At 50.1% G+C, this 22,857-nt stretch carries 22 protein-coding genes; 13 read left to right on the plus strand and 9 right to left on the minus strand.

The genetic code is table 11. From position 1 onward, the window contains the following. Positions 1–40 precede the first annotated feature (40 nt). The 4 genes from murJ to rimJ form a co-directional block, all read right to left on the minus strand. A complete protein-coding gene (gene murJ, locus M4I31_RS14315; RefSeq protein ID WP_038639684.1) occupies positions 41–1,576 on the minus strand; it encodes a murein biosynthesis integral membrane protein MurJ in 1,536 nt (511 codons plus the stop codon). Between the two features lie 198 nt (positions 1,577–1,774). Then, a complete protein-coding gene (locus M4I31_RS14320; RefSeq protein ID WP_085048531.1) occupies positions 1,775–2,698 on the minus strand; it encodes a Gfo/Idh/MocA family protein in 924 nt (307 codons plus the stop codon). A 1-nt stretch (position 2,699) separates the two neighbouring features. Continuing rightward, positions 2,700–3,347: a YceH family protein gene (locus M4I31_RS14325; protein WP_069323312.1), complete on the minus strand. Its 648-nt coding sequence runs from the start codon at positions 3,345–3,347 to the stop codon at positions 2,700–2,702. Between the two features lie 32 nt (positions 3,348–3,379). Next, positions 3,380–3,964, minus strand: coding sequence for a ribosomal protein S5-alanine N-acetyltransferase (gene rimJ, locus M4I31_RS14330; RefSeq protein WP_006685101.1), 585 nt, complete (start codon positions 3,962–3,964; stop codon positions 3,380–3,382). Positions 3,965–4,223: 259 nt separating this feature from the next. On the opposite strand from rimJ, the gene mdtH reads away from it, so the two are divergent. From mdtH to M4I31_RS14375, 9 genes are all read left to right on the plus strand, one after another. After that, positions 4,224–5,432 carry a multidrug efflux MFS transporter MdtH gene (mdtH, locus tag M4I31_RS14335; RefSeq protein WP_038639676.1) on the plus strand — a complete coding sequence of 403 codons (1,209 nt, stop codon included), beginning with the start codon at positions 4,224–4,226 and terminating at the stop codon, positions 5,430–5,432. Positions 5,433–5,546: 114 nt separating this feature from the next. After that, positions 5,547–6,107 carry a lipoprotein gene (locus tag M4I31_RS14340; RefSeq protein ID WP_038639673.1) on the plus strand — a complete coding sequence of 187 codons (561 nt, stop codon included), beginning with the start codon at positions 5,547–5,549 and terminating at the stop codon, positions 6,105–6,107. Positions 6,108–6,212: 105 nt separating this feature from the next. Beyond that, entirely contained in the window at positions 6,213–7,259 is a 1,047-nt protein-coding gene (pyrC, locus tag M4I31_RS14345) for a dihydroorotase (protein WP_085048532.1), read from the plus strand. Positions 7,260–7,325: 66 nt separating this feature from the next. Next, positions 7,326–7,571, plus strand: coding sequence for a DNA damage-inducible protein I (gene dinI / locus M4I31_RS14350; RefSeq protein WP_006685106.1), 246 nt, complete (start codon positions 7,326–7,328; stop codon positions 7,569–7,571). Positions 7,572–7,910: 339 nt separating this feature from the next. Further along, positions 7,911–8,165 carry a biofilm formation regulator BssS gene (gene bssS, locus M4I31_RS14355; RefSeq protein ID WP_003036154.1) on the plus strand — a complete coding sequence of 85 codons (255 nt, stop codon included), beginning with the start codon at positions 7,911–7,913 and terminating at the stop codon, positions 8,163–8,165. Between the two features lie 114 nt (positions 8,166–8,279). Continuing rightward, positions 8,280–9,398, plus strand: a complete 1,119-nt coding sequence (solA, locus tag M4I31_RS14360) for an N-methyl-L-tryptophan oxidase (protein ID WP_085048533.1) — start codon at positions 8,280–8,282, stop codon at positions 9,396–9,398. A gap of 50 nt (positions 9,399–9,448) precedes the next feature. After that, positions 9,449–9,562, plus strand: coding sequence for a YceO family protein (locus M4I31_RS14365; RefSeq protein WP_003036148.1), 114 nt, complete (start codon positions 9,449–9,451; stop codon positions 9,560–9,562). Positions 9,563–9,824: 262 nt separating this feature from the next. After that, positions 9,825–10,391 (plus strand): cytochrome b, encoded by a 567-nt coding sequence (locus M4I31_RS14370; protein ID WP_069323308.1) that lies wholly within the window; start codon positions 9,825–9,827, stop codon positions 10,389–10,391. A 1-nt stretch (position 10,392) separates the two neighbouring features. Next, entirely contained in the window at positions 10,393–10,968 is a 576-nt protein-coding gene (locus tag M4I31_RS14375; RefSeq protein WP_038639660.1) for a YceI family protein, read from the plus strand. A gap of 48 nt (positions 10,969–11,016) precedes the next feature. On the opposite strand, the gene M4I31_RS14380 is transcribed toward M4I31_RS14375, so the two are convergent. Further along, positions 11,017–12,069 (minus strand): rhodanese-related sulfurtransferase, encoded by a 1,053-nt coding sequence (locus tag M4I31_RS14380; protein WP_085048534.1) that lies wholly within the window; start codon positions 12,067–12,069, stop codon positions 11,017–11,019. A gap of 220 nt (positions 12,070–12,289) precedes the next feature. On the opposite strand from M4I31_RS14380, the gene M4I31_RS14385 reads away from it, so the two are divergent. Both M4I31_RS14385 and mdtG read left to right on the plus strand, forming a co-directional pair. Then, a complete protein-coding gene (locus tag M4I31_RS14385; RefSeq protein ID WP_038639653.1) occupies positions 12,290–13,210 on the plus strand; it encodes a Kdo(2)-lipid IV(A) acyltransferase in 921 nt (306 codons plus the stop codon). A gap of 155 nt (positions 13,211–13,365) precedes the next feature. Then, positions 13,366–14,586, plus strand: coding sequence for a multidrug efflux MFS transporter MdtG (gene mdtG / locus M4I31_RS14390; RefSeq protein WP_038639648.1), 1,221 nt, complete (start codon positions 13,366–13,368; stop codon positions 14,584–14,586). Between the two features lie 64 nt (positions 14,587–14,650). Here mdtG and M4I31_RS14395 read toward each other — a convergent pair whose 3' ends face one another. After that, a complete protein-coding gene (locus M4I31_RS14395; protein ID WP_069323363.1) occupies positions 14,651–15,982 on the minus strand; it encodes a sensor domain-containing diguanylate cyclase in 1,332 nt (443 codons plus the stop codon). A gap of 689 nt (positions 15,983–16,671) precedes the next feature. Here M4I31_RS14395 and M4I31_RS14400 point away from each other — a divergent pair. Continuing rightward, positions 16,672–17,049 carry a MysB family protein gene (locus M4I31_RS14400; RefSeq protein WP_038643106.1) on the plus strand — a complete coding sequence of 126 codons (378 nt, stop codon included), beginning with the start codon at positions 16,672–16,674 and terminating at the stop codon, positions 17,047–17,049. On the opposite strand, the gene M4I31_RS14405 is transcribed toward M4I31_RS14400, so the two are convergent. The 3 genes from M4I31_RS14405 to mdoG all read right to left on the minus strand — a co-directional run bounded on the left by M4I31_RS14405 (position 17,050) and on the right by mdoG (position 21,410). Next, positions 17,050–17,277, minus strand: a complete 228-nt coding sequence (locus M4I31_RS14405) for a YceK/YidQ family lipoprotein (protein ID WP_085048535.1) — start codon at positions 17,275–17,277, stop codon at positions 17,050–17,052. A 76-nt stretch (positions 17,278–17,353) separates the two neighbouring features. After that, positions 17,354–19,882 carry a glucans biosynthesis glucosyltransferase MdoH gene (mdoH, locus tag M4I31_RS14410; RefSeq protein ID WP_038639642.1) on the minus strand — a complete coding sequence of 843 codons (2,529 nt, stop codon included), beginning with the start codon at positions 19,880–19,882 and terminating at the stop codon, positions 17,354–17,356. Continuing rightward, positions 19,875–21,410 (minus strand): glucans biosynthesis protein MdoG, encoded by a 1,536-nt coding sequence (gene mdoG, locus M4I31_RS14415; RefSeq protein ID WP_087857802.1) that lies wholly within the window; start codon positions 21,408–21,410, stop codon positions 19,875–19,877. Before mdoG ends, mdoH begins: the two co-directional genes overlap by 8 nt. A gap of 270 nt (positions 21,411–21,680) precedes the next feature. On the opposite strand from mdoG, the gene mdoC reads away from it, so the two are divergent. Next, on the plus strand, positions 21,681–22,841 hold the full coding sequence (gene mdoC, locus M4I31_RS14420) for a glucans biosynthesis protein MdoC (protein WP_069323306.1): 1,161 nt from the start codon (positions 21,681–21,683) through the stop codon (positions 22,839–22,841). Positions 22,842–22,857 lie beyond the last annotated feature (16 nt).

Consider the following 22,857-nt stretch of genomic DNA (forward strand, 5'->3'; position numbering starts at 1 on the left):
GGCCGGATCCGGCGTAACGCCGCCATCCGGCAATTATCGGTTACGCCGTCCGGCGCACAAACTCTTTCACTTTAAAGCCCAGCACAGCAAGCGCGGCGAAGTAAGCTGCAATCCCAGCCACCACGACGGCCATCAGACGCAGTAAACGCCACAACATCGTTCCCTGCGACCAGTCCGGCATGATATAGAGCATCCCGAACAGGACCGCTGACATCACCACGACGGAAATCACCAGACGCGCCAGAAACCAGGCCCAGCCCGGTTGCGGGGTAAAGATTTTCTGTTTACGCAACTGCCAGTAAAGCAGTGAAGCGTTCAGACATGCCGCCAGACCAATCGACAGCGACAGCCCGGCATGCTTCAGCGGGCCGATAAACGCCAGGTTCATCACCTGAGTCATAATCAGCGTCACAATAGCAATTTTCACCGGCGTTTTAATATCCTGGCGCGAGTAAAAGCCAGGGGCCAGAACTTTCACCACGATCAAACCAATCAAACCGACCGAGTATGCCACCAGCGCGCGCTGGGTCATGGCGGCATCAAAGGCGGTAAATTTACCGTACTGAAACAGAGAAACCGTCAGCGGTTTTGCCAGAATACCCAACGCCACAGCGCTGGGTAATGCCAGCAGAAAACACAGACGCAACCCCCAGTCCATCAGACGACAATACTCATCATGATTACCGCTGGAAAAGCTTTTTGATAGCGATGGCAACAGGATAGTCCCCAGCGCCACGCCAAGGACGCCGGACGGGAACTCCATCAAACGGTCGGCGTAATACATCCAGGAAACCGAGCCGGAGGCCAGAAACGAGGCGAAAATCGTATTGATGATCAGTGAAATCTGGCTGACGGAAACCCCGAGGATCGCCGGCCCCATTTGCTTGACGACGCGCATCGCCCCCGCATCGCGGAAGTTCACGCGCGGCAGCACCAGCATGCCAATTTTCTTCAGATGCGGCAGTTGATACACCAGCTGCAGCACGCCGCCAACGGTCACGGCCCATGCCAGCGCCAGTACCGGAGGATTAAAATAAGGCGCGGCAAACAGCGCAAAACCGATCATGCTGATATTCAAAAAGGTCGGCGCAAACGCCGGAATAGAAAAGCGGTTCCAGGTGTTAAGGATTGCGCCGACCAGCGAGGCCAGTGAAATCAGCAGGATATAAGGAAAGGTGATCCGCAGCAGTTGGGTAGTCAAGGCAAATTTGTCGGCGGTGTCGGCAAACCCTGGCGCAGTGACTAAAATCACCCACGGCGCAGCCAGCATCCCGGCAACCGTCACCACGGCCAGCGCCAGCGTCAGCAGCCCTGAAACATAGGCAACAAACACGCGGGTAGCATCCTCCCCCTGCTTACTTTTGTATTCAGCCAGAATAGGCACAAACGCCTGAGAAAATGCGCCTTCAGCAAAAATTCGGCGTAGCAGGTTAGGAAGTTTGAAGGCCACAAAAAAGGCATCGGTCGCCATCCCTGCGCCAAAGATTCTGGCGACAATCGCATCACGCGCAAAACCCAGCACACGTGAAAACATCGTCATCGAGCTGACGGCTGCCAGCGACTTTAATAAATTCATCTATGTTGTATTCCAGACCCTGAGGCAAAACCCCGTATAACCAACATCGCCATCCGGCAATGTCACTGTGCCTGATGGCGACGCCGCAGCGTGTTATCAGGCCTACAAGCCAGCCTATGGTTGAAAAGAGGTGTTATTTTGAGTTGGCATATAGTACCTGGATTACAATGAATTACTACCGCCAGATGTTACAGGCGGTTATTCAGCCATCGCCTCCCGCCATAGCTTTTCGACAACACGCTGGGCCAGTAGCGCCTGCTCGCCTGCCGTCTGAGGAACCGTCTGATTTTGCACACACTCCATGAAATGCCGCGCACATCCGGCAAAACCTCGCTGTTCTAAGGTCGTTTGCCAGCCTGCTATCGGCTTGTGTACGACACCTTGCCCGCGTTCTTCCCGCCATTCCCGCATATCTGTGACGTCAATCAGTCCCCCATCGGTCACCGCCTGAACGCACTCCCGCTGGCTACCGGCACGCCGATGCATACTGGTTGTAATTTGTAGCTGATCGACAGAAAAATGGTGCTCGGCGTAGAGCATCGCGCCAGCGTCATTAGTCAGCAGAGTACCGCTATTTAACTGCGCCTTCCCTCCTGCCAACCACAACGCAGTATCGACCACGTGCAGATAGTCATCCAGCAGAGTGAAACGCAGGTCATGCGGCCCCACGCTGTCCGAACGATGCTTATCCATACGCACAGACGCTGCGTTGCCCAACATGGCTTTGAGATCCTGATACAGCGGCGCAAATCGGCGGTTAAAGCCGACCATCAACGTCAGTTTTTTCCGCGCGGCCAGCTCGACCAGTTGTTCAGCCTCACGCAGGTTTTCCGCCAACGGTTTATCCACACACACATGGACCCCGGCATTCAGGAGTTCACTGACCACCGCAAAATGCGTCGCGGTGCTGGAATGGACGAAAACCGCGTCGCAGGTTTTCGCCAGATTCACCAGGGAGTCAACGTAGGGTATGCGCCAGGTCTCACAGACACGCAGCGCTTTTTCCCGCGAAGGTGAAAACGCGCCTTGCAGCGTCCAGTCTGCGGAACTGCCCAGTACGGGCAGCCAGGCTTTTTGCGCAATGCCACCCAGACCGACAACACCGATACGTAATTTATTCACGTTAGTCTCCCAGGTGCGCCAACAAAGAATCCAGCCGCTGCTTAAGTTCCGCGACTTCTGTTTCCAGGGCTTCAACGCGCGCCTGCAGATCACCAGACGCGACCGGGAGTTCATCTGCCGCAGCGATGGGCTCATCAACATCACCGCAAAACAGGTGCATATAGCGACTTTCGCGTTTACCCGGCTCGCGCGCCAGACGGATCACATAAGGGCCATCTTCACGGGTCGCCAGTTTTTCCAGCGTCGACTCCACTTCAGCCATATCGCGGAATTCGTACATTCGCGAAGCACGGCTTCGCAGTTCGCCCGGCGTTTGCGCGCCGCGCAGCAACAGCGTGGTGACCAGCGCCACCTCGCCTGCGCTGAGTTTCAGATTGCCAAATTCAGAGTTGCAGAAACGCTGCTCATATTTCGTGACGCGATTACCAAAGCCGCTCACCGTACGCAGAAAATGCCGCTTCACCAGGTTATCAAGCTGATCCTGCACTTCCGATTCCGACAGATTCATCACCGGTTCACGATTCGTTTTTTGATTGCAGGCGGTGACGACGCCATTGACAGAAAGCGGATACTGTTCCGGCGTGGTGACCTGTTTTTCCAGTAAACAACCAATCACGCGTGCTTCGGTGGCGGTTAATTCGTATTTCATCGTTTTCTCCATTACTCAGGCTAACCTGGAACTTAGCGGCCTGGGGTCCATTCTGATGTGGTCAACGCCGTCAGCACATGATCGCGCCACTGCCCGTCAATCAGCAGGTAATCTTTGGCATACCCTTCTTTTTCAAAACCGAGTCGCGCCAGCAAGTCACCACTACGTTTATTGTGCGGCATATAGTTCGCCATAATGCGGTGAATATGCTGCGTGCGCTGCATATAACGAATGGCCGAGGTTAAAGCTTCGTACATCAGCCCCTGCCCCTGCCACTTTTGCGCAATGGAATAACCGAGATAACAAGCGTGGAAAGATCCCCGCACCACGTTCGAGAAGTTCGCGACGCCGATAATCTCTTTTTCTTCCGGATCGAGCAGCGCAAAATAATACGCGGTGCCTTGTTTATGAAACTCAGAGATCATACTCAGACGCGCCTGCCAGCCGGAGGGATAACAGTGGCTTTCATCGCGAATAGGTTCCCAGGGTTTTAAGAAATGACGATTTTCTGCGTAATAATCTGCCAGACGCCAGGCATCACGCTCGTGCACTAAACGCACGACCAGGCGGTCCGTGGTTAAGCGCACTTTTGGCACGTTACTGCGATAGCCAAACATTCTATACCTACTCCTTCCCGTAACGTCTTCAATACGCTATTCGCGATACTATACCTGTGCAAATATGCCCTTTGAAAAGAGCAAATTGCCATTTTTTGAATTATTCACACATTTTGATGAAAACTCTCTATCAAGACGGGCTTTTGATAAAAAAATATTGTCCCGCCAAGGGTGGGAAAAGCGATGACGACACCGCAGAATAGGAGATGCTTATCTTTTAAACTCTAACCAGAGTGACGAGTTTTTCCCGGGAGGGGAAATGTCGCAAGTCTCGCAGGCAAGGAACCTGGGTAAATACTTCCTTCTCATCGATAATATGCTGGTCGTGCTGGGCTTCTTCGTCGTTTTCCCGCTGATCTCAATTCGCTTCGTCGACCAAATGGGCTGGGCTGCCGTTATGGTCGGGATCGCGTTAGGATTGCGTCAATTTATTCAGCAGGGTCTGGGTATTTTTGGCGGCGCTATTGCTGACCGTTTCGGCGCGAAACCGATGATCGTCACCGGTATGCTGATGCGCGCCGCCGGGTTCGCCACCATGGGTATTGCCCACGAGCCGTGGCTGCTGTGGTTTTCCTGTTTTCTTTCCGGGCTGGGCGGCACGCTGTTCGACCCTCCCCGTTCGGCGCTGGTGGTCAAACTGATCCGCCCGGAAAAGCGCGGGCGTTTTTTCTCTATCCTGATGATGCAGGATAGCGCAGGCGCCGTGGTTGGCGCGTTACTTGGCAGTTGGCTGTTACAGTACGATTTCCGCCTGGTCTGCGCGACAGGAGCCATTTTGTTTGTTCTGTGCGCGGCGTTTAACGCCTGGCTACTCCCGGCATGGAAATTGTCGACGGTGAAAATTCCGGTGCGTGAAGGGATGGGCCACGTGATGCATGACAAACGTTTTGTCACCTATGTGCTGACGCTGGCGGGTTATTACATGCTGGCGGTACAGGTCATGTTAATGCTGCCAATCATGGTGAACGACATCGCTGGCTCGCCTGCCGCCGTGAAATGGATGTATGCCATCGAAGCATGCCTCTCGTTAACGCTGCTCTACCCTATTGCCCGCTGGAGTGAAAAACGTTTTCGCCTGGAACATCGCCTGATGGCCGGTCTGCTGGTGATGTCTCTGAGCATGATGCCCATCGGTCTGGTCGGCAATTTACAGCAGCTATTCACGCTGATCTGCACCTTCTATATCGGCTCGATCATCGCCGAACCGGCGCGTGAAACCCTGAGCGCCTCGCTGGCCAATGCACGGGCGCGAGGAAGTTACATGGGCTTCAGCCGACTTGGGCTCGCCATCGGCGGCGCAATTGGTTATGTCGGCGGCGGCTGGCTGTTTGATATGGGCAAAGCCCTGGCGCAGCCTGAATTGCCATGGATGATGCTCGGTATTATCGGCTTCATCACCTTCCTGGCTTTGGGCTGGCAATTCAGCCACAAACGCCCGACGCGCGGCATGCTGGAACCCGATGCCTGATAGCTAATCCGGCGCACGAGCACTTTTCAGTTTTTTCTGCTGGTGCCCGGGGCGCTGGTACTCGATGATGCTTTGTGTCACGATTACGCCATATGCATCATGTTGAGGACTCCCATGAAAAAGCTTTTTTTTGCCGCTGCACTGATTGTCGGCGGCCTGTTGGTTGGTTGTAATCAACTCACGCAATATACGGTTAGCGAGCAAGAGATTAATCAGGCGCTGGCGAAGCATAATAACTTTTCAAAAGATATCGGTTTGCCCGGCGTCGCTGAAGCACACATCGTACTGAGCAATCTCGCCAGTCAGATAGGGCGTGAAGAGCCTAATAAAGTGACTCTGACGGGTGATGCCAATCTGGACATGAATTCCCTGTTTGGCAGTCAGAAAGCCACCATGAAGCTGAAACTTAAAGCGCTACCGGTCTTCAATAAAGAGAAAGGCGCGATTTACTTGCAAGAGATGGAAGTCGTGGACGCGACCGTCACACCTGAAAAAATGCAGTCGGTACTACAAACGCTGATGCCGTATTTAAACCAGTCGCTGCGTAATTACTTTAACCAACAGCCTGCCTATGTTCTGCAGGACGACAGCAGTCAGGGGGAAGCGCTGGCGAAAAAACTGGCGAAAGGTATAGAAGTGAAACCGGGCGAAATCATCATCCCATTCACCGACTAATAAACCAGAGGGCGCTGATGCGCCTTTTTTTTTCGTGCAAACGAAAACGTTTCCGCTTATCCTTTGTTTCCGGCAAAAAAGACAATCCTCAGCCGGAGCATATTGATGACTGCACCATCCCAGGTTTTAAAGATCCGCCGCCCAGACGACTGGCATCTTCACTTTCGCGATGGCGACATGTTAAAAACTGTCGTGCCCTATACCAGCGAAATTTACGGCCGCGCCATTGTCATGCCGAACCTGGCACCGCCCGTCACCACAGTTGATGCAGCTATCGCTTATCGCCAACGCATTCTTGATGCGGTACCTGCCGGACACGACTTCACGCCCTTAATGACCTGTTATTTAACGGATACATTGGATCCCAATGAGCTGGAGCGAGGTTTCAACGAAGGTGTGTTTACCGCCGCGAAACTCTACCCGGCGAATGCCACCACCAACTCAACGCATGGCGTAACCTCTATTGAAGCCATCATGCCTGTGCTGGAACGGATGGAAAAATTGGGTATGCCGCTATTGGTGCATGGTGAAGTGACGCATGCGGATATCGATATTTTCGATCGCGAAGCACGCTTTATTGAGACGGTGATGGAACCGCTGCGTCAGCGGTTGACTGCGCTGAAAGTCGTGTTTGAACATATCACCACTAAAGATGCTGCCGAATATGTGCGGGATGGTAACGAGCTTCTCGCCGCCACCATTACGCCACAACATTTGATGTTTAACCGCAACCACATGCTGGTCGGCGGCATTCGTCCGCACCTGTATTGTCTGCCAATCCTTAAACGTAACGTCCACCAACAGGCGCTACGTGAGCTGGTCGCCAGCGGATTTAGCCGTGCATTCCTTGGTACCGACTCAGCGCCGCATGCCCGTCATCGCAAAGAATCCAGTTGCGGCTGTGCCGGGTGTTTTAACGCCCCGACCGCGCTGGGCAGCTATGCCACCGTATTTGAAGAGATGAATGCACTGAGCCATTTTGAAGCCTTCTGCTCACTCAATGGTCCGCAATTCTATGGTCTGCCGGTGAATGAGACTTTTATTGAGCTTGAACGCGTGGAGTACCATGTCCCGGAGAGCATTACGCTGACAGATGACACGCTGGTGCCTTTCCTGGGTGGCGAAACGGTACGCTGGTCAGTAAAAAGCTAAAAAAAAGTGTAGCCAACCGATCTGAATAACTGTATAAATAAACAGTATATTCAACAGGGGGCTATTATGCGTATTGAAGTCACTATTGCCAAAACTTCACCTTTGCCTGCCGGTGCGATTGACGCATTGGCAGGTGAACTCTCCCGCCGTATTCATCATCATTTTCCGGATAACGAGGGTAACGTTACCGTCCGTTATGCCGGAGCTAACAATCTGTCGGTAATTGGCGCGACCAAAGAGGACAAAGAACGCATCAGCGAGATCTTGCAGGAGACCTGGGAAAGCGCGGATGACTGGTTTATCAATGAATAAATAATGATATGCAGTGATGTTTGTTTGCCGGGTCGCCCCGGCTTTTTTTTACACGCAGTTTTAAAAAAATGCAGACTCCCCCTGGCGGCCATTTAATTTAATATTAATTTCCTGGTTATCTTTTAACCAAAACAACAAAATAATTGTGCAACTTGCTAAAAAAAAATGAATGACATGTTGCTTTATTAGTCAGATAACGCTGAAAACTATAAATTTATGCGCTGCCCTCTTTAAATTTTCAATGAATACCCTTATTTATTGATATACTGAAGTTGCTTCAGAAAAAAAATGCATTGAACCTCGAAAACCGTTGTCTAGTAACACGAATTAGGGGGCATGATGGAAAAGAATAATGAAGTCATTCAGACTCATCCGCTTGTAGGATGGGACATCAGCACCGTTGATAGCTACGACGCGCTGATGCTGCGTTTGCACTACCAGACCCCGAATCGACCGGACCCGGATGGGACTGAAGTTGGTCAAACGCTCTGGTTAACCACCGATGTTGCCAGGCAATTTATTTCGATATTAGAAGCAGGAATCGCCAAAATTGAATCCGGCGATTACCAGGTAAATGAGTATCAGCGCCATTAAATCTGATACATCCAACCATCAAAAGGCACCTTAACGGTGCCTTTCTTATTTCCCGGTTGAATATTCCAGGTCAGTTATTTACCCTGCTACTATCGCGATTGCAGAGAGAAGCGGATGAAATACGACTTAATCATTATTGGCAGCGGTTCCGTGGGTGCCGCAGCCGGATACTATGCCACTCGCGCCGGTCTGAACGTTCTGATGATCGATGCGCATATGCCACCACATCAACAGGGCAGCCACCACGGCGACACACGATTAATTCGTCATGCTTATGGCGAAGGTGAGAAATACGTTCCGCTGGTGCTGCGCGCGCAGACATTGTGGGATGAACTTTCCACTCAAAATGAAGAACCGATTTTTGTACGCACCGGGGTTATCAATCTGGGCCCGGCAGATTCAACTTTCTTAGCTACCGCAGCGCAAAGCGCGAAACAGTGGCAACTCAACGTCGAACATCTTGATGCCGCCGCCATCATGGCTCGCTGGCCCGAGATTCGCGTACCTGAAAATTATATTGGTCTGTTTGAAGCTGAGTCGGGCTTTTTGCGTAGTGAGTTAGCGATTAAAACCTGGATTCGTCTGGCTGATGAAGCTGGCTGCGCACAGCTGTTTAAATGCCCGGTCACGGCTATTCATCATAGTGAAGATGGCGTCACAGTAGAAACCGCCGACGGTGACTACCACGCCAAAAAAGCCCTGGTCAGCGCCGGGACATGGGTACAGGCATTAGTACCGGAACTGCCGATACAGCCAGTGCGCAAAGTGTTCGCATGGTATCAAGCCGATGGCCGCTATAGCGTTAAAAATAACTTCCCGGCCTTTACCGGCGAGTTGCCAAATGGCGATCAGTACTACGGTTTTCCGGCAGAAAACGACGAACTAAAAATTGGTAAGCACAACGGCGGACAGGTAATTCACGCAGCCGAAGAGCGCAAGCCGTTTGCCGATGTAGCCAGCGATGGCTCCGAAGCTTTCCCATTCCTGCGTACAGTTCTGCCCGGCATTGGCTGTTGTCTGCACGGTGCATCCTGCACTTACGATAATTCGCCGGATGAAGACTTTATCATTGATACGCTACCTGAACATGACAATACCCTGATCATCACCGGACTGAGCGGGCATGGCTTTAAGTTTGCCTCCGTACTGGGGGAAATAGCCGCGGACTTTGCGCAGGACAAACCGCCAGCCTTTGACCTGACGCCATTCAGGCTGAGTCGCTTTACGCGATAATGATTAATGGCCTCGTGGTGAGGCCATTTTTAATGACAGGAATAACATCGATGCGGCGCATCTTTCACTATCTGGTTAATAATATTCGTGAGCATCTTATGCTCTACATTATTTTATGGTCGCTGCTGGCAATTATGGATGTGATATATATTATGTTTTTCTGACCAGATCGCACTGACACTAATTGACAAAAACTGATATTTACTTAAATTTCATTGCAATAAACTGAATAAGAAAACCCTATCAACACCGTGTAATGATGCCCACCTTTTGCTCATTCTCTCTAATACCTTGATGATGACATCAATATTCAATCAATTTTATTGAATATGAAAATAAATATCATCATCATTGTTATTTATTAGTTGCATTAATGTCTTTTACGCGCCATTTTCATTTACTCCTGAAATATCTAACGGTGTACTTATGCAATTCACTAATAGTCCACAGCGCTATGGCGTGGTGTCTGTCGCATTGCACTGGCTGATGGCGATTGCTGTATATGGCATGTTTGCGTTGGGTTTATGGATGGTCACGCTCAGTTATTACGATGGCTGGTATCACCAGGCCCCTGAACTGCATAAAAGCATCGGGATCCTGCTCATGATGGGACTGGTCATTCGCGTTGTCTGGCGGTTGTTCTCCCCTCCCCCAGTTGCGCTGACAAGCTATTCCCGCTTAACCCGCATCGCAGCGGCAATGGGTCACCTTGCGCTCTACGCCCTGCTCTTTTCGATTGTTATCAGCGGTTATCTGATCTCGACCGCAGATGGCAAAGCGATAAGCGTATTTGGTTGGTTTGATATTCCCGCCACCCTTGCCAACGCGGGCGCTCAGGCCGACCTTGCCGGCAGCCTGCACCTGTGGCTGGCATGGACCGTGGTGGTTTTATCGCTTCTTCATGGGCTTATGGCCCTGAAACATCACTTTATCGATAACGACGATACCCTGAATCGCATGTTGGGAAAATCGTCATCTGACTATGGAGCTTAAAATGAAAAAAAACCTGCTGGGATTGACACTCGCCTCTCTGTTATTCACGACCGGATCGGCTATGGCGGCAGATTACAAAATTGACAAAGAGGGACAGCATGCCTTTGTTAATTTCCGTATTCAGCATCTGGGTTACAGCTGGCTGTACGGCACCTTTAAAGATTTCGACGGTACGTTCACCTTTGATGAAAAAAATCCTGCAGCCGATAAGGTTAACGTCACCATCAACACCAACAGTGTTGACACCAACCACGCCGAACGCGATAAGCATCTGCGTAGCGCGGATTTCCTTAACGTGGCCAAATTCCCGCAGGCGACTTTTAGCTCCACCAGCGTGAAAAAAGAGGGGAACGACCTCGATATCACCGGTAACCTGACCCTGAATGGCGTCACCAAACCAGTGACGCTGGACGCGAAGTTGATCGGTCAGGGTGGCGATCCATGGGGTGGTACGCGCGCCGGTTTTGAAGCGCAAGGTAAGATTAAACTCAAAGACTTCAATATCACCACCGACCTCGGCCCTGCTTCACAGGAAGTCGATTTAATTATCTCAGTGGAAGGTGTGCAGCAGAAGTAACGCATAAATGTTGCCGGATGAGGCGATAGCCATCATCCGGCAACATTTTTATTGCGCGGGATCCGGAATACCCAGTTTGGTATTCAGACGACCGCGGGATTTATTAAAGATTTTGTTGCCATTTTCACGCCCGGCGCGACGACGTCGTTGCTCTTCTTCCGGCAACTCACTCTCTTCGCAACACAGCTCACTACAGCAGCCTTTATACTTCTGCGCGCAAGCCGGGCACTGAATAAACAGCAGATGGCAGCCATCATTTTTACAATTAGTGTGGCTGTCGCATGCGGTTCCGCACTGATGACAATGCGCGATAACATCTTCAGAGATCCTTTCGCCCATACGCTCATCAAAAACGAAATTTTTGCCGATGAAACGTACCGGAAGCCCCTGTTCACGCGCCTTGCGGGCATATTCAATAATCCCCCCCTCAATGTGCCAGACTTTGCTAAATCCGTTGTGTTTCATCCAGGCGCTGGCCTTCTCACAGCGGATCCCGCCCGTGCAGTACATAACTATTTTTTTATCTTTATGCGCCTGCATCATTTCAACCGCTTTCGGCAACTGGTCACGGAATGTGTCTGCCGGGATCTCCAGCGCATTCTCGAAATGCCCCACCTCATATTCATAGTGGTTGCGCATATCAATGAATACCGCCTCAGGATCGTCCAACATGGCGTTCACTTCTGCCGCCTTCAGGTAATCACCCACGTCGCTGGCGTTAAAGTCAGGATCATCAATACCATCCGCCACAATACGTTCGCGAACTTTCATGCGTAGCACCCAGAATGATTTTCCGTCATCGTCCAGGGCGATATTAAGACGTAATCCATCCAGTGCGGGATTGAATGCATACAGCTGTTGGCGGAATGCATCCACGTTGCTTTGCGGCACGCTGATTTGCGCGTTAATGCCTTCATGGGCAAGATATACACGCCCGAACACATTCAGCGCAGTGAACAGTTGGTACAACGCATCACGCGTATGTTGCGGGTCATCGATGGTGAAATATTTATAAAACGAGATCGTCGTGCGCGGCTCAGTCTCGGCCAGCATTTTGGCTTTGAGCGCGTCGTTCGAAATGCGGTTGTGTAACACTGGCATGGTGTACGTATCCTGCAAATAGGGAGTAAATGAAAATCGGCGGCATCATAAAGCAAACATCGCCAATTTACATCCACACATTTTACGCTACATTTCTTACTTCACGATAAAAACGCAACAACAATTGCCGATTTAATCACCGTTCTCCCGTCACAAATTTTTGATACGCGCGAAAAAATGCGACAATACAGGGAATTGGTCGTTTGAAGACAGGATAGACATGACGAATTTACCCAAGTTTTCGGCTGCGCTACTGCATCCACGTTATTGGTTAACCTGGCTGGGTATTGGCATCCTTTGGTTAATCGTACAGTTGCCCTACCCGGTACTTTATAAGTTGGGCTGTGCATTAGGTCGTCTGGCGTTACGTTTGATGAAACGCCGGGCAAAAATCGTTTCACGTAATCTGGAGCTGTGCTTCCCGCAGATGAGTGAGCAGGAACGCCAGCAGATGGTCGTCAGGAACTTCGAGTCCGTCGGCATGGGCGTAATGGAAACCGGGATGGCCTGGTTTTGGTCCGATAAGCGCATTTCACGCTGGACAGAAGTGATCGGGATGGAACATATCCGTGACGTTCAGGCGCAAAAGCGGGGGATCCTGTTAGTCGGTCTGCACTTTCTGACCCTGGAACTGGGTGCGCGTCAGTTTGGTCTGCAGGAGCCTGGTATCGGTGTGTATCGTCCTAATGACAATCCGCTGCTCGACTGGTTACAGACCTGGGGACGCATGCGCTCTAATAAATCAATGCTTGATCGTAAAGACCTGAAAGGAATGATTAAAGCGTTGAAAAAAGGCGAAGTGGTCTGGTACGCGCCGGATCATGACTACGGTCCTCGCGCCAGCGTGTTTGTGCCGCTGTTTGCCGTTGAACAGGCCGCCACGACCTCCGGGACCTGGATGCTTTCACGCATGTCGAATGCGTGCCTGGTGCCATTTGTTCCTCGTCGTAAGCCCGACGGGAAAGGGTATCAATTGATTATGCTGCCGCCAGAATGTTCACCGCCGTTAGACGACGCGGAGACCACGGCTGCATGGATGAATAAGATCGTTGAGCAATGCATCATGATGGCCCCAGAACAATATATGTGGCTGCATCGTCGCTTCAAGACCCGTCCTGAAGGCGCCCCTTCCCTGTACTAAAACCCGGTTGCAGTCCAGTGGGCTGCAACCCTCTCCTGACTCGCTTTAGGTTTAACTGCTATCCGCATTGCAGCAACTATCAACCGGGCGCATAATTAGTCTGCTTACTTATATTCAATCGATAGCGCATACAGCGCATCACACTGCGGATCGTTATGTCACCCTCAGATGCCCCCATAAACTGGAAACGCAACCTCACCGTTGCCTGGATAGGTTGTTTTTTAACCGGCGCAGCATTTAGCCTGGTCATGCCCTTTTTACCCTTGTACGTCGAGAGTCTCGGCGTCACGGGGCATAGCGCCCTGAACATGTGGTCAGGTCTGGTCTTCAGCATCACCTTTTTGTTTTCAGCCATCGCCTCCCCTTTTTGGGGTGGCCTTGCCGACCGCAAAGGGCGAAAAATCATGCTGCTGCGTTCCGCGTTGGGTATGGCTATTGTGATGCTACTGATGGGCCTGGCGCAAAATATCTGGCAGTTCCTGGTTCTGCGCGCGCTGCTCGGTCTGCTCGGCGGTTTCATTCCCAACGCCAATGCGTTGATCGCCACCCAGGTTCCACGCAATAAAAGCGGCTGGGCGCTGGGAACGCTCTCTACCGGCGGTGTCAGCGGCGCACTGCTAGGGCCGCTGGCAGGTGGACTACTCGCGGACCATTATGGATTGCGTCCCGTGTTCTTCATTACCGCCAGCGTACTGCTGGTCTGTTTTATCCTGACGCTATTTTTTATCCGCGAGCGTTTTCAGCCGGTAAGCAAGAAAGAGATGCTGCACATACGCGAAGTCGTGGCCTCGTTAAAAAACCCCAAACTGGTGCTGAGCCTGTTTGTCACTACCTTAATCATTCAGGTGGCGACCGGTTCTATTGCGCCAATCCTGACGTTATACGTGCGGGAGTTAGCCGGGAACGTCAGTAATATCGCGTTCATTAGTGGGATGATTGCCTCCGTACCCGGCGTAGCGGCGTTAATCAGTGCCCCAAGGCTTGGCAAACTCGGTGACCGGATTGGCCCGGAGAAGATTCTAATCGTCGCGCTGATTATTTCCGTGCTACTGCTGATCCCGATGTCATTTGTACAAACTCCCTGGCAATTGGGCGTTCTGCGTTTTTTATTGGGTGCTGCCGACGGCGCTCTGCTCCCGGCGGTGCAAACGCTGCTGGTTTATAACTCAACCAACCAAATAGCCGGGCGTATTTTCAGTTATAACCAGTCATTTCGCGACATCGGCAACGTAACGGGACCATTAATGGGGGCGGCAATATCCGCCAACTACGGCTTTCGCGCGGTCTTCTGCGTGACCGCGGGGGTTGTACTGTTTAACGCGATCTACTCGTGGAATAGTCTGCGCCGTCGCCGGAGTGCCGAGCTCGCTGGATAATTTGTCTATATTGCCTGAATCCGAAGAGTAAACTTTGCGTTTTCAGGCAGTATTCATTTTACTTTTAATGATAGTAGTAACACACCTTATTTCTGCCAGAGTTTTTGGCGTCATACAGCGCAGCATCCGCATAAGAAACAACTTTATCCGCTGAGTCATCATCAACTTTAGTACAATATACACCGATGCTGATCGTCATCTTTTCTTTTAAATCATATGCATTGGGTATAGTCGTTCCATGCTCAACATTTCTTCTGATTCGTTCTGCAACGACAATAGCTTCATCTTTATCCTTGCACTTAAGAAGAATCGCAAACTCCTCGCCGCCGATGCGCGCAAAGATATCCGAATCTCTAACTGACTTGTTGATTATATCAACAATACTAATGATTACCCGATCCCCCTCCTGATGCCCATAGGTATCGTTAATGCGTTTAAATTTGTCGATATCCAAAACCATTACGCAAACCACGCCTTTCGCTAGCGATGCTTTTAACGATCTATAGAACAGTTTCCGGTTGTATATTTTGGTCATGGCATCTTTGATAGCCGAATCCGTTTCTTTTTTTAGAATGATAAAAGTGTTATACATTAAGATCGATATTATACAAAGGGTACTGATCACCTCAATCCCTCTGCTGATATACCAAATATACATACTATATTCATCTAAACTTAATAGCAGCACATTGGTTAATATTCCTGAGCAACACAGTAAGCCGATACTTTTCCATAAGATGTTATGCGTTTTGGTTTTAATGACCAAATAGAGTAGAACCAATCCCCAGGCAACAATCAGAGAGTAAATGTAGCCAATATGCCAGTGTACGGTTATGTTGTCGGATTTTAAGCTCGTAATCTCAAGGGTCATGCCCGGGTTATAACTGGCCAGGCTATGTGCCAGGACAGCGATAGCCAACATGATCAAAAATGCTACCGCTATATAGCATGGTTCTCTTTCTTTGGTTTCAAGGATTGTCGAAGATGCTTTATAAGATTTCAAGGATACAAATAATAAAGCAATAAAACTCAGCTGGCGAAAATAATAGAATATAGCGATATCGTTAGTTCTTTTTTCTATCGAAGTGTGATCATTGATTAAATCCTGAACGATATAGATAGTTTCCACAAAGAAAATATTATTGCTAAGAAAAGCCATACCTAAGACTATGAGACATGTTAGATCTTTTCTGCATAAATACTGAAACAACATAAACAGGAAAATAATTCCATATAAAAAGAATAAACCTACTATTATAATCAAATATATTGTTTGCGGAACACTTTGTATTGTTAATTTAAACTGCGTAAGACATAACCCACCAAGAATATAGCTGATTAAGCAAGTTATATAGAACGCCATCAACTTCCTGTTATTTGAATTACTGTTTTCCATAACATCCTTAGGAGTATTCTTGAGTTGGCATTTTATATAATAAAGCATAAGCATTTGCAATCTATATAGCCGTACAACTTCAGTGATATTTATTCATTTATTATTTAATGATTTTTTATCCATTTATAACACCTGGTATTAATCATCTATTATTATGTGTCCTTTTTTAAAACGCCTCACGCCATTAACAGATGTTGCACATAGCGGATACTTAGTCATTACCTTTCCGGCTCTTGAGTTCAGTATCTCTCAATAATTACCTCTGTGATTTTTTCACATTAATAAATATTTTTTCCTTTATTTTAATAAGGTTAGACATCCCCTCATCAGTACAATGGGCATTACCGCAAGCAAAAACACGAGTAAATACGTATTAAATCTGAAGATTCATTTATATAACAGTATCGTTTATTTATTTGATTTTCATTACGCCACTGCTAACCACACACATTACCTTTTTTTCTCAAATTCGCGGTCGTCCATTACGCCAACTTCAGTATCTCGCATTGTAAATTTTTCCATACCAATCGAAGACGTCATCATAAAACCCTGTCGTCGCTACCAACGGCTGGCATTCATTTAGGTTAGCTCTGCAGTCAATGGGTTTGACGCTCCGCGGATCGAGGTCTATAGATTGAATCATCACCATTTATTGTTCACCTTAGGAGAAGATTATGGCAAAGAATGACATGTATTTTTATGCCACGCTGGAAGAGGCTATTGATGCTGCTCGTGAAGTGTTTCTGGCAGATAACCCAGGTCTGGAGGCTGACGATGCCAGTGTTCAGCAGCTAAGCGTACAAAAATACGTGCTACAGGATGGCGACATTATGTGGCAAGCAGAATTCTTTGCCGATGAGGATGATGTCGATGGCGAATGTCTGCCAATGCTAAGCGGTGAAGCGGCGCAAAGCGTTTTTGATGGTGATTATGATGAGATTGAAATTCGTCAGGAGTGGCAGGAAGAAAACACGCTTCACGAATGGGACGAAGGTGAATTTCAGCTGGAGCCTCCCCTTGATACCGAAGAGGGTCAGACCGCAGCTGATGAATGGGATGAACGATAACTACTCGTAAGGCCCATGGTGAATGTCGAGCGGTAACAACAGCGTATCAAACACCAGCGAAAACGGCAGGTCGAGGATGGTGACGTAGCGCCATGCGGAATCCCGGACATCCCACTGTATGCCCGGATAGTATTGGTTGCCATGCCCTTGTCCTGGGATGGTCCGGCTAATGATGCTGCCGCATCCGCTCAGCAACAAGACCATTATCGCCACTGCCACTATTCGCATCTGGTACCCCATGACTCTTTTTATTCAGTATAAAAAAATACCGGCACCAGGCCGGTATTTTCACATTACAGAACGCTTATTTTTTCCTGAGCGCTAACGGATTCAGGGTCAGGCCCTGATAGTAATTCACCCACGAAGAATACTTATCAGGTGAATTCCAGACGCGATAATGCAAACGCGCCATGGTCACCGGATCGCTTAACAGCACAAGGCGACGATCGCGATTCAGTTTCTCCGGCGTTTCGTTCAGCGCCTGCTCCACATGACGGTCGCGTGCAATCTCAAGTACGTTACTCACACGGTGGCGAGCAGTCGCCATTGCCGTAGCCAGCGCGTTAAACGACGGGTTAAACACCGCATGCATAAAACCGTCGTCCAGCGTACGATTACGGTTCATTACCAGATAGGTATCTGTATCCACCAGCACCTGCGGCGGAGAGTACTCTTCCGGGATCAGGAACAGCTTCCAGCGTTTGGTTCGTAACCCAACCGTAGAACGACTGGAAATTACGGAAACAAACGGCGAGAGGATCAGCGAGAAGACAATCGGCGCCAGCCAGAACAGAAAACGCAGATCCAGCCAGGCCATACCCACAGCCCACACCAGCCCCAGCAAGAGCTGAGAACCGTGACGCATAAACGCTTCCCCCCACGGGGTGGAATCGTCATCACGCTGCGGCGAATTCCACACCACTTCCCAACCGAGGAATGCGCTCACCACGAAAACGGTATGGAACAGCATACGCACCGGCGCCAGCAGCACGGAGAACAGAACCTCCAGCAGCAACGACAGCGTGACGCGAATAAATCCGCCGTACTCTTTCGTCCCTTTACACCAGATAAGCAAAATACTCAGCAGCTTCGGCAGGAACAGCAGCACCATGGTGGAAGCAAACAGCGCGATCGCCAGTTCAGGACGCCACTGCGGCCAGACCGGGAATAGCTGCCGCGGTTGCAGGAAGTACTGCGGCTCCGTCAACGCATGGACTACCTGCAATGCGGTAGACAACGCGAGGAACATGAACCACAACGGCGCTGACAGATAGGACATAACGCCGGTCAGGAACACCGCGCGGTGAACCGGATGCATCCCCTTAACCAGGAACAGACGGAAGTTCATCAGGTTGCCATGACACCAGCGACGGTCACGCTTGAGCTCATCCAACAGGTTTGGCGGCAGCTCTTCATAAGAACCCGGCAGATCGTAAGCGATCCACACGCCCCAGCCGGCACGGCGCATTAATGCCGCTTCCACGAAGTCATGGGAGAGGATCGAACCTGCAAATGAGCCTTCGCCAGGTAACGGCGCAAGCGCACAGTGCTCAATAAACGGCTTCACGCGAATGATGGCGTTATGCCCCCAGTAGTGCGATTCACCCAACTGCCAGAAGTGAAGCCCGGCGGTAAACAACGGGCCATAAACACGGGTCGCGAACTGCTGGCAACGCGCATACAGCGTATCCATACCGGAAGCCTTCGGTGAAGACTGGATAATCCCGGCGTTAGGATTCGCTTCCATCAGACGAACCAGACCGCTCAGACAGTCGCCGCTCATCACGGAGTCAGCATCCAGCACCACCATATAGCTGTACTGATTCCCCCAGCGGCGGCAGAAGTCATCGATGTTGCCGCTTTTGCGCTTCACACGACGACGACGACGACGGTAGAAAATCTGCCCTTCGCCCTGCACTTCGGCAATCAGTTCCATCCACGCTTTTTGTTCCGCTACGCAGATATCAGGATTGTAGCTGTCGCTCAGGATGTAAACATCAAAATGCTCGGCGTTGCCCGTGGCTTTAACTGACTCCCACGTGGCGCGCAGCCCCGCGAATACGCGGTCAACGTCCTCGTTACAGATAGGCATAATCAGTGCGGTGCGGTGTTCAGGATTCAGTGGTTCGTCCCCGACCGTTGAGGCGGAGATACTGTACTTATCTCGCCCAATCAGCAGTTGCAGGAAGCCCATCAGCGCAGTCCAGAACCCTGCAGAGACCCAACAGAAAAGCACGGCAAACAAAATCAGGATCCCGGTCTGTAGCATATAGGGCAGCAATTGCATAAAGGAGACCCACAGGTCCTGCCCCATCATGTCGACCGGATTTATGAATGCCCAACCCTGATACGGAAGGATCGTCTTCATATACCAGGTTGCTACCACCGTTTGCGCCAGCGTTAAGATCAACAGCGTATAGCGGCGGATTGTGCCAACGGTACGCCACTTTTGCTCGCTCTCTTGTTCTTCTTTCGTCAAACGCGAAAGATAACGCGGAGTCACATCACGTCCACGCAGACGATCCCAAAAACGACCAACCGGGTTGGTACGCCAGGGATCGGGGAACATTGAGGTACGCGTTGCTTTAGGCATTGCCTGAAGCTGATCGCGTCCTTCATCGTCTTTAACTAACTGCTCTTTCGCCAGAGAATCTGGCCATGCTTGCTCAAGACGAGCTTTCACAGAACCCTGCGGTGAATCATCTTCGCGCGAGTAAGTACGATGCTCGGCATCCAGCGCCTGATGAACGGCGCGGATGTCAGTTTTCGGCAGAGCCGCTTTTTCGATATCCGAAAGCGGCATTGCGTCAATATACTCAGTAGTCTTATTCATTGGCAGGTAACTGGTAGCTCCAGGTTTCACTCAACGTCTGATCGGCATTGACCAGGGCTGCTCGCATTTCAGTGGTTTTCTTCACGTCTTTCACCTTCACGCGCAGCATCAAACGCCAACCTTTAGTGACCGGGTTGTAACGCACGGTGTTTTCAACGATCTCGCCGTTGTCGCCAATGCTGGTTTGTGCGGTAACCGGGGTATCCTGTGGCAGCTTTTTCATGTCTGCGCCGGTAAAATCCACCACAAACGCGATAGTACCGTCTGGCTGACGAATCAGATTGGATTGTTTAACATCACCCGTAGAACGACGAGTCTGTTGTACCCAGGCATTTTCCGGCGCATGAAGCTTGTCTTCATCACGCGTGAACGTCAGGGAGTACTTGAAGTTCATCTCTTTGCCCGCTTCAGGCAGTTGATCCGGCGTCCAGTACGCAACGATGTTATCGTTCGTTTCATCGTTAGTCGGAATTTCAACTAACTCAATCTTACCTTTGCCCCAGTCACCTTTTGGCGTGATCCAGGCGCTTGGACGCAGGTCGTAACGATCGTCAATATCTTCAAAACGCGAGAACTGACGGCCACGCTGCAACAGACCGAAACCTTGCGGGTTTTCCATGGCAAAGCTGCTCACCGCGAGATGTTTCGGGTTGTTCAGCGGCCGCCAAATCCATTCGCCGTTGCCAGCGTGGATAGACAAACCATTAGAGTCATGCAGTTCCGGACGATAATTCGTTGCCGGAGAAGGCTGATTTGGGCCGAACAGGAACATACTGGTTAATGGCGCCACGCCCAGCTTGCCCACTTTGTCGCGCAGGTAAACTTTGGACTGAACATCAACAACCGTGTCGCGACCCGGAATAATGACAAAGCGATACGCTCCGGTTGCGCGCGGAGAGTCCAGCAAGGCGTATATGGTTAAACGTTTGTCAGTCGGTTTCGGACGTTCGATCCAAAACTCACGGAAGCGGGGAAATTCTTCACCAGAAGGGAGAGCGGTATCGATCGCGAGACCGCGCGCAGACAGACCGTAGACCTGGCCTGCGCCGAGAACGCGGAAATAGCTGGCCCCGAGCATGCTGACGATTTCATCGTTTTTATCTTTGCTGTTGATCGGATACAGCACTTTGAACCCGGCGAAACCGAGATCTTTTACCGTGTCTTTATCATGCTGAACATCGCCAAAATTAAAGTAATCCGGGCTATATTTGATTCTTTTCACCGCAGTTGCGGTAACTTCGTTGATTTTGACCGGCGTGTCGAAGTACATACCCTGGTGGTAGAATTCGAGCTTAAATGGGGTCTTGAGATTGCTCCAGTAGGCTTTATCGCGATTAAACTGGATCTGCTGATAATCCGCATATTTCATGTCGCGGAAAACGGAGGGCAAGTTACTTTTTGGCGCCTCATAGCCTTTACCGGCTAAGGATTGAGCTTGTTTTGCAACATCATCAATGCTGAACGCCCAGCTTGATGATGTGTACAGCGTTAACATGACTGCTGCACCCAACCAACGCATTTTCATCATTTGTAGTTTATGTTTCATAATTAGTAAGCACTTCCCCCTTTGTGTGCTTATATTGATCCGATCCATTTTAATGGATAATCGGGTATTCCGACAACTGAATCCCTGTATTGTTCGCGCGCTGGCTCATGCTTTAAGCAGCTTTGTCTGCTGTTTTCACTTTGCGTGCTTATCCTGGAGACAGGTTGTTGGACTTCGTGTAGGGTTGGCCTCGAATGTAACCATTATTCGTCTTAGGGATAAGACGAAAAGTCTGAGAATACGTAACTGTCTATGAGCCCTGTATCACCACCACGTGAATATTTTCTTGACTCCATCCGTGCCTGGCTAATGTTGTTAGGGATCCCCTTCCATATTTCTTTGATCTACTCCACTCATACATGGCATGTGAACAGCGCAGAGCCGTCATGGTGGTTGACCCTTTTTAACGATTTTATCCATGCATTTCGCATGCAGGTTTTCTTTGTTATTTCGGGTTACTTTTCGTACATGTTATTTTTGCGCTATCCGCTAAAGCGGTGGTGGAAGGTGCGTGTCGAACGCGTGGGAATCCCGATGCTGACGGCGATTCCATTGCTTACGCTGCCGCAATTTATCATGCTGCAATACGTGAAGGGCAAAGCAGACAGCTGGCATACTCTCAGCGGGTACGAAAAGTACAACACGCTGGCATGGGAGCTTATTTCCCATCTGTGGTTTTTACTGGTTCTGGTGGTTTTAACGACCGTAAGCATGTGGGTATTTACCCAGATGAAAAATAAGACGATGCGTAGCGAAGGTGCTAACCCCTCTGCTGTGTCGATGACCAAATTAACGCTGATTTTTATTTTATTGGGTGTCGGTTATGCCGCCGTCAGAAGGACGATTTTCATCCTCTACCCTTCAATTCTCAGCGATGGCATGTTTAATTTTATTGTTATGCAAACGCTGTTCTATATACCTTTCTTTATGCTCGGCGCGCTGGCGTTTATCAACCCTAATCTGAAAGCGCTGTTTACCAGGTCATCGCGTGGCTGCACGATAGGCGCCGCATTGGCGTTTGTCGCTTACCTGCTCAATCAACGTTATGGCAATGGCGATGCCTGGATGTATGAAACCGAATATGTCATCACCATGGTCATGGGACTGTGGATGGTGAACGTCGTCTTTTCGCTTGGCCACCGTTTGCTGAATTTCCAGTCGGCCCGCGTGACCTATTTTGTCAACGCGTCACTGTTTATCTATTTAGTGCACCACCCTTTGACGCTGTTTTTTGGCGCGTATATCACACCGCATATCTCATCGAATCTACTGGGCTTTTTGTGCGGCCTGCTGTTTGTGGTGGGGATTGCGGTGATACTGTACGAACTCCATTTGCGCATACCGGTGCTGAAGTTTCTCTTTTCGGGTAAACCGGCCGTTAAGCAAGATAAAAATAAAGCTGTCGCTGGTTAATTTTTCTCTCATTGCG

The organism is Citrobacter sp. XT1-2-2 (genome assembly GCF_023516235.1).
Classification (GTDB): domain Bacteria; phylum Pseudomonadota; class Gammaproteobacteria; order Enterobacterales; family Enterobacteriaceae; genus Citrobacter; species Citrobacter werkmanii.

Excerpts from the sequence above, each read along its gene's own strand:
- M4I31_RS14365 (WP_003036148.1), top strand. The coding sequence starts at position 9,449 with ATGCGGCGCATCTTTCACTATCTGGTTAATAATATTCGTGAGCATCTT.
- M4I31_RS14325 (WP_069323312.1), bottom strand. The coding sequence starts at position 3,347 with ATGAAATACGAATTAACCGCCACCGAAGCACGCGTGATTGGTTGTTTA.
- M4I31_RS14340 (WP_038639673.1), top strand. The coding sequence starts at position 5,547 with ATGAAAAAGCTTTTTTTTGCCGCTGCACTGATTGTCGGCGGCCTGTTG.
- mdoC (WP_069323306.1), top strand. The coding sequence starts at position 21,681 with ATGAGCCCTGTATCACCACCACGTGAATATTTTCTTGACTCCATCCGT.
- M4I31_RS14385 (WP_038639653.1), top strand. The coding sequence starts at position 12,290 with ATGACGAATTTACCCAAGTTTTCGGCTGCGCTACTGCATCCACGTTAT.
- mdoG (WP_087857802.1), bottom strand. The coding sequence starts at position 21,410 with ATGATGAAAATGCGTTGGTTGGGTGCAGCAGTCATGTTAACGCTGTAC.
- mdtG (WP_038639648.1), top strand. The coding sequence starts at position 13,366 with ATGTCACCCTCAGATGCCCCCATAAACTGGAAACGCAACCTCACCGTT.
- pyrC (WP_085048532.1), top strand. The coding sequence starts at position 6,213 with ATGACTGCACCATCCCAGGTTTTAAAGATCCGCCGCCCAGACGACTGG.
- M4I31_RS14395 (WP_069323363.1), bottom strand. The coding sequence starts at position 15,982 with ATGGAAAACAGTAATTCAAATAACAGGAAGTTGATGGCGTTCTATATA.
- M4I31_RS14380 (WP_085048534.1), bottom strand. The coding sequence starts at position 12,069 with ATGCCAGTGTTACACAACCGCATTTCGAACGACGCGCTCAAAGCCAAA.
- dinI (WP_006685106.1), top strand. The coding sequence starts at position 7,326 with ATGCGTATTGAAGTCACTATTGCCAAAACTTCACCTTTGCCTGCCGGT.
- solA (WP_085048533.1), top strand. The coding sequence starts at position 8,280 with ATGAAATACGACTTAATCATTATTGGCAGCGGTTCCGTGGGTGCCGCA.
- mdoH (WP_038639642.1), bottom strand. The coding sequence starts at position 19,882 with ATGAATAAGACTACTGAGTATATTGACGCAATGCCGCTTTCGGATATC.
- M4I31_RS14405 (WP_085048535.1), bottom strand. The coding sequence starts at position 17,277 with ATGCGAATAGTGGCAGTGGCGATAATGGTCTTGTTGCTGAGCGGATGC.
- M4I31_RS14375 (WP_038639660.1), top strand. The coding sequence starts at position 10,393 with ATGAAAAAAAACCTGCTGGGATTGACACTCGCCTCTCTGTTATTCACG.
- M4I31_RS14370 (WP_069323308.1), top strand. The coding sequence starts at position 9,825 with ATGCAATTCACTAATAGTCCACAGCGCTATGGCGTGGTGTCTGTCGCA.
- bssS (WP_003036154.1), top strand. The coding sequence starts at position 7,911 with ATGGAAAAGAATAATGAAGTCATTCAGACTCATCCGCTTGTAGGATGG.
- M4I31_RS14400 (WP_038643106.1), top strand. The coding sequence starts at position 16,672 with ATGTATTTTTATGCCACGCTGGAAGAGGCTATTGATGCTGCTCGTGAA.
- rimJ (WP_006685101.1), bottom strand. The coding sequence starts at position 3,964 with ATGTTTGGCTATCGCAGTAACGTGCCAAAAGTGCGCTTAACCACGGAC.
- murJ (WP_038639684.1), bottom strand. The coding sequence starts at position 1,576 with ATGAATTTATTAAAGTCGCTGGCAGCCGTCAGCTCGATGACGATGTTT.
- mdtH (WP_038639676.1), top strand. The coding sequence starts at position 4,224 with ATGTCGCAAGTCTCGCAGGCAAGGAACCTGGGTAAATACTTCCTTCTC.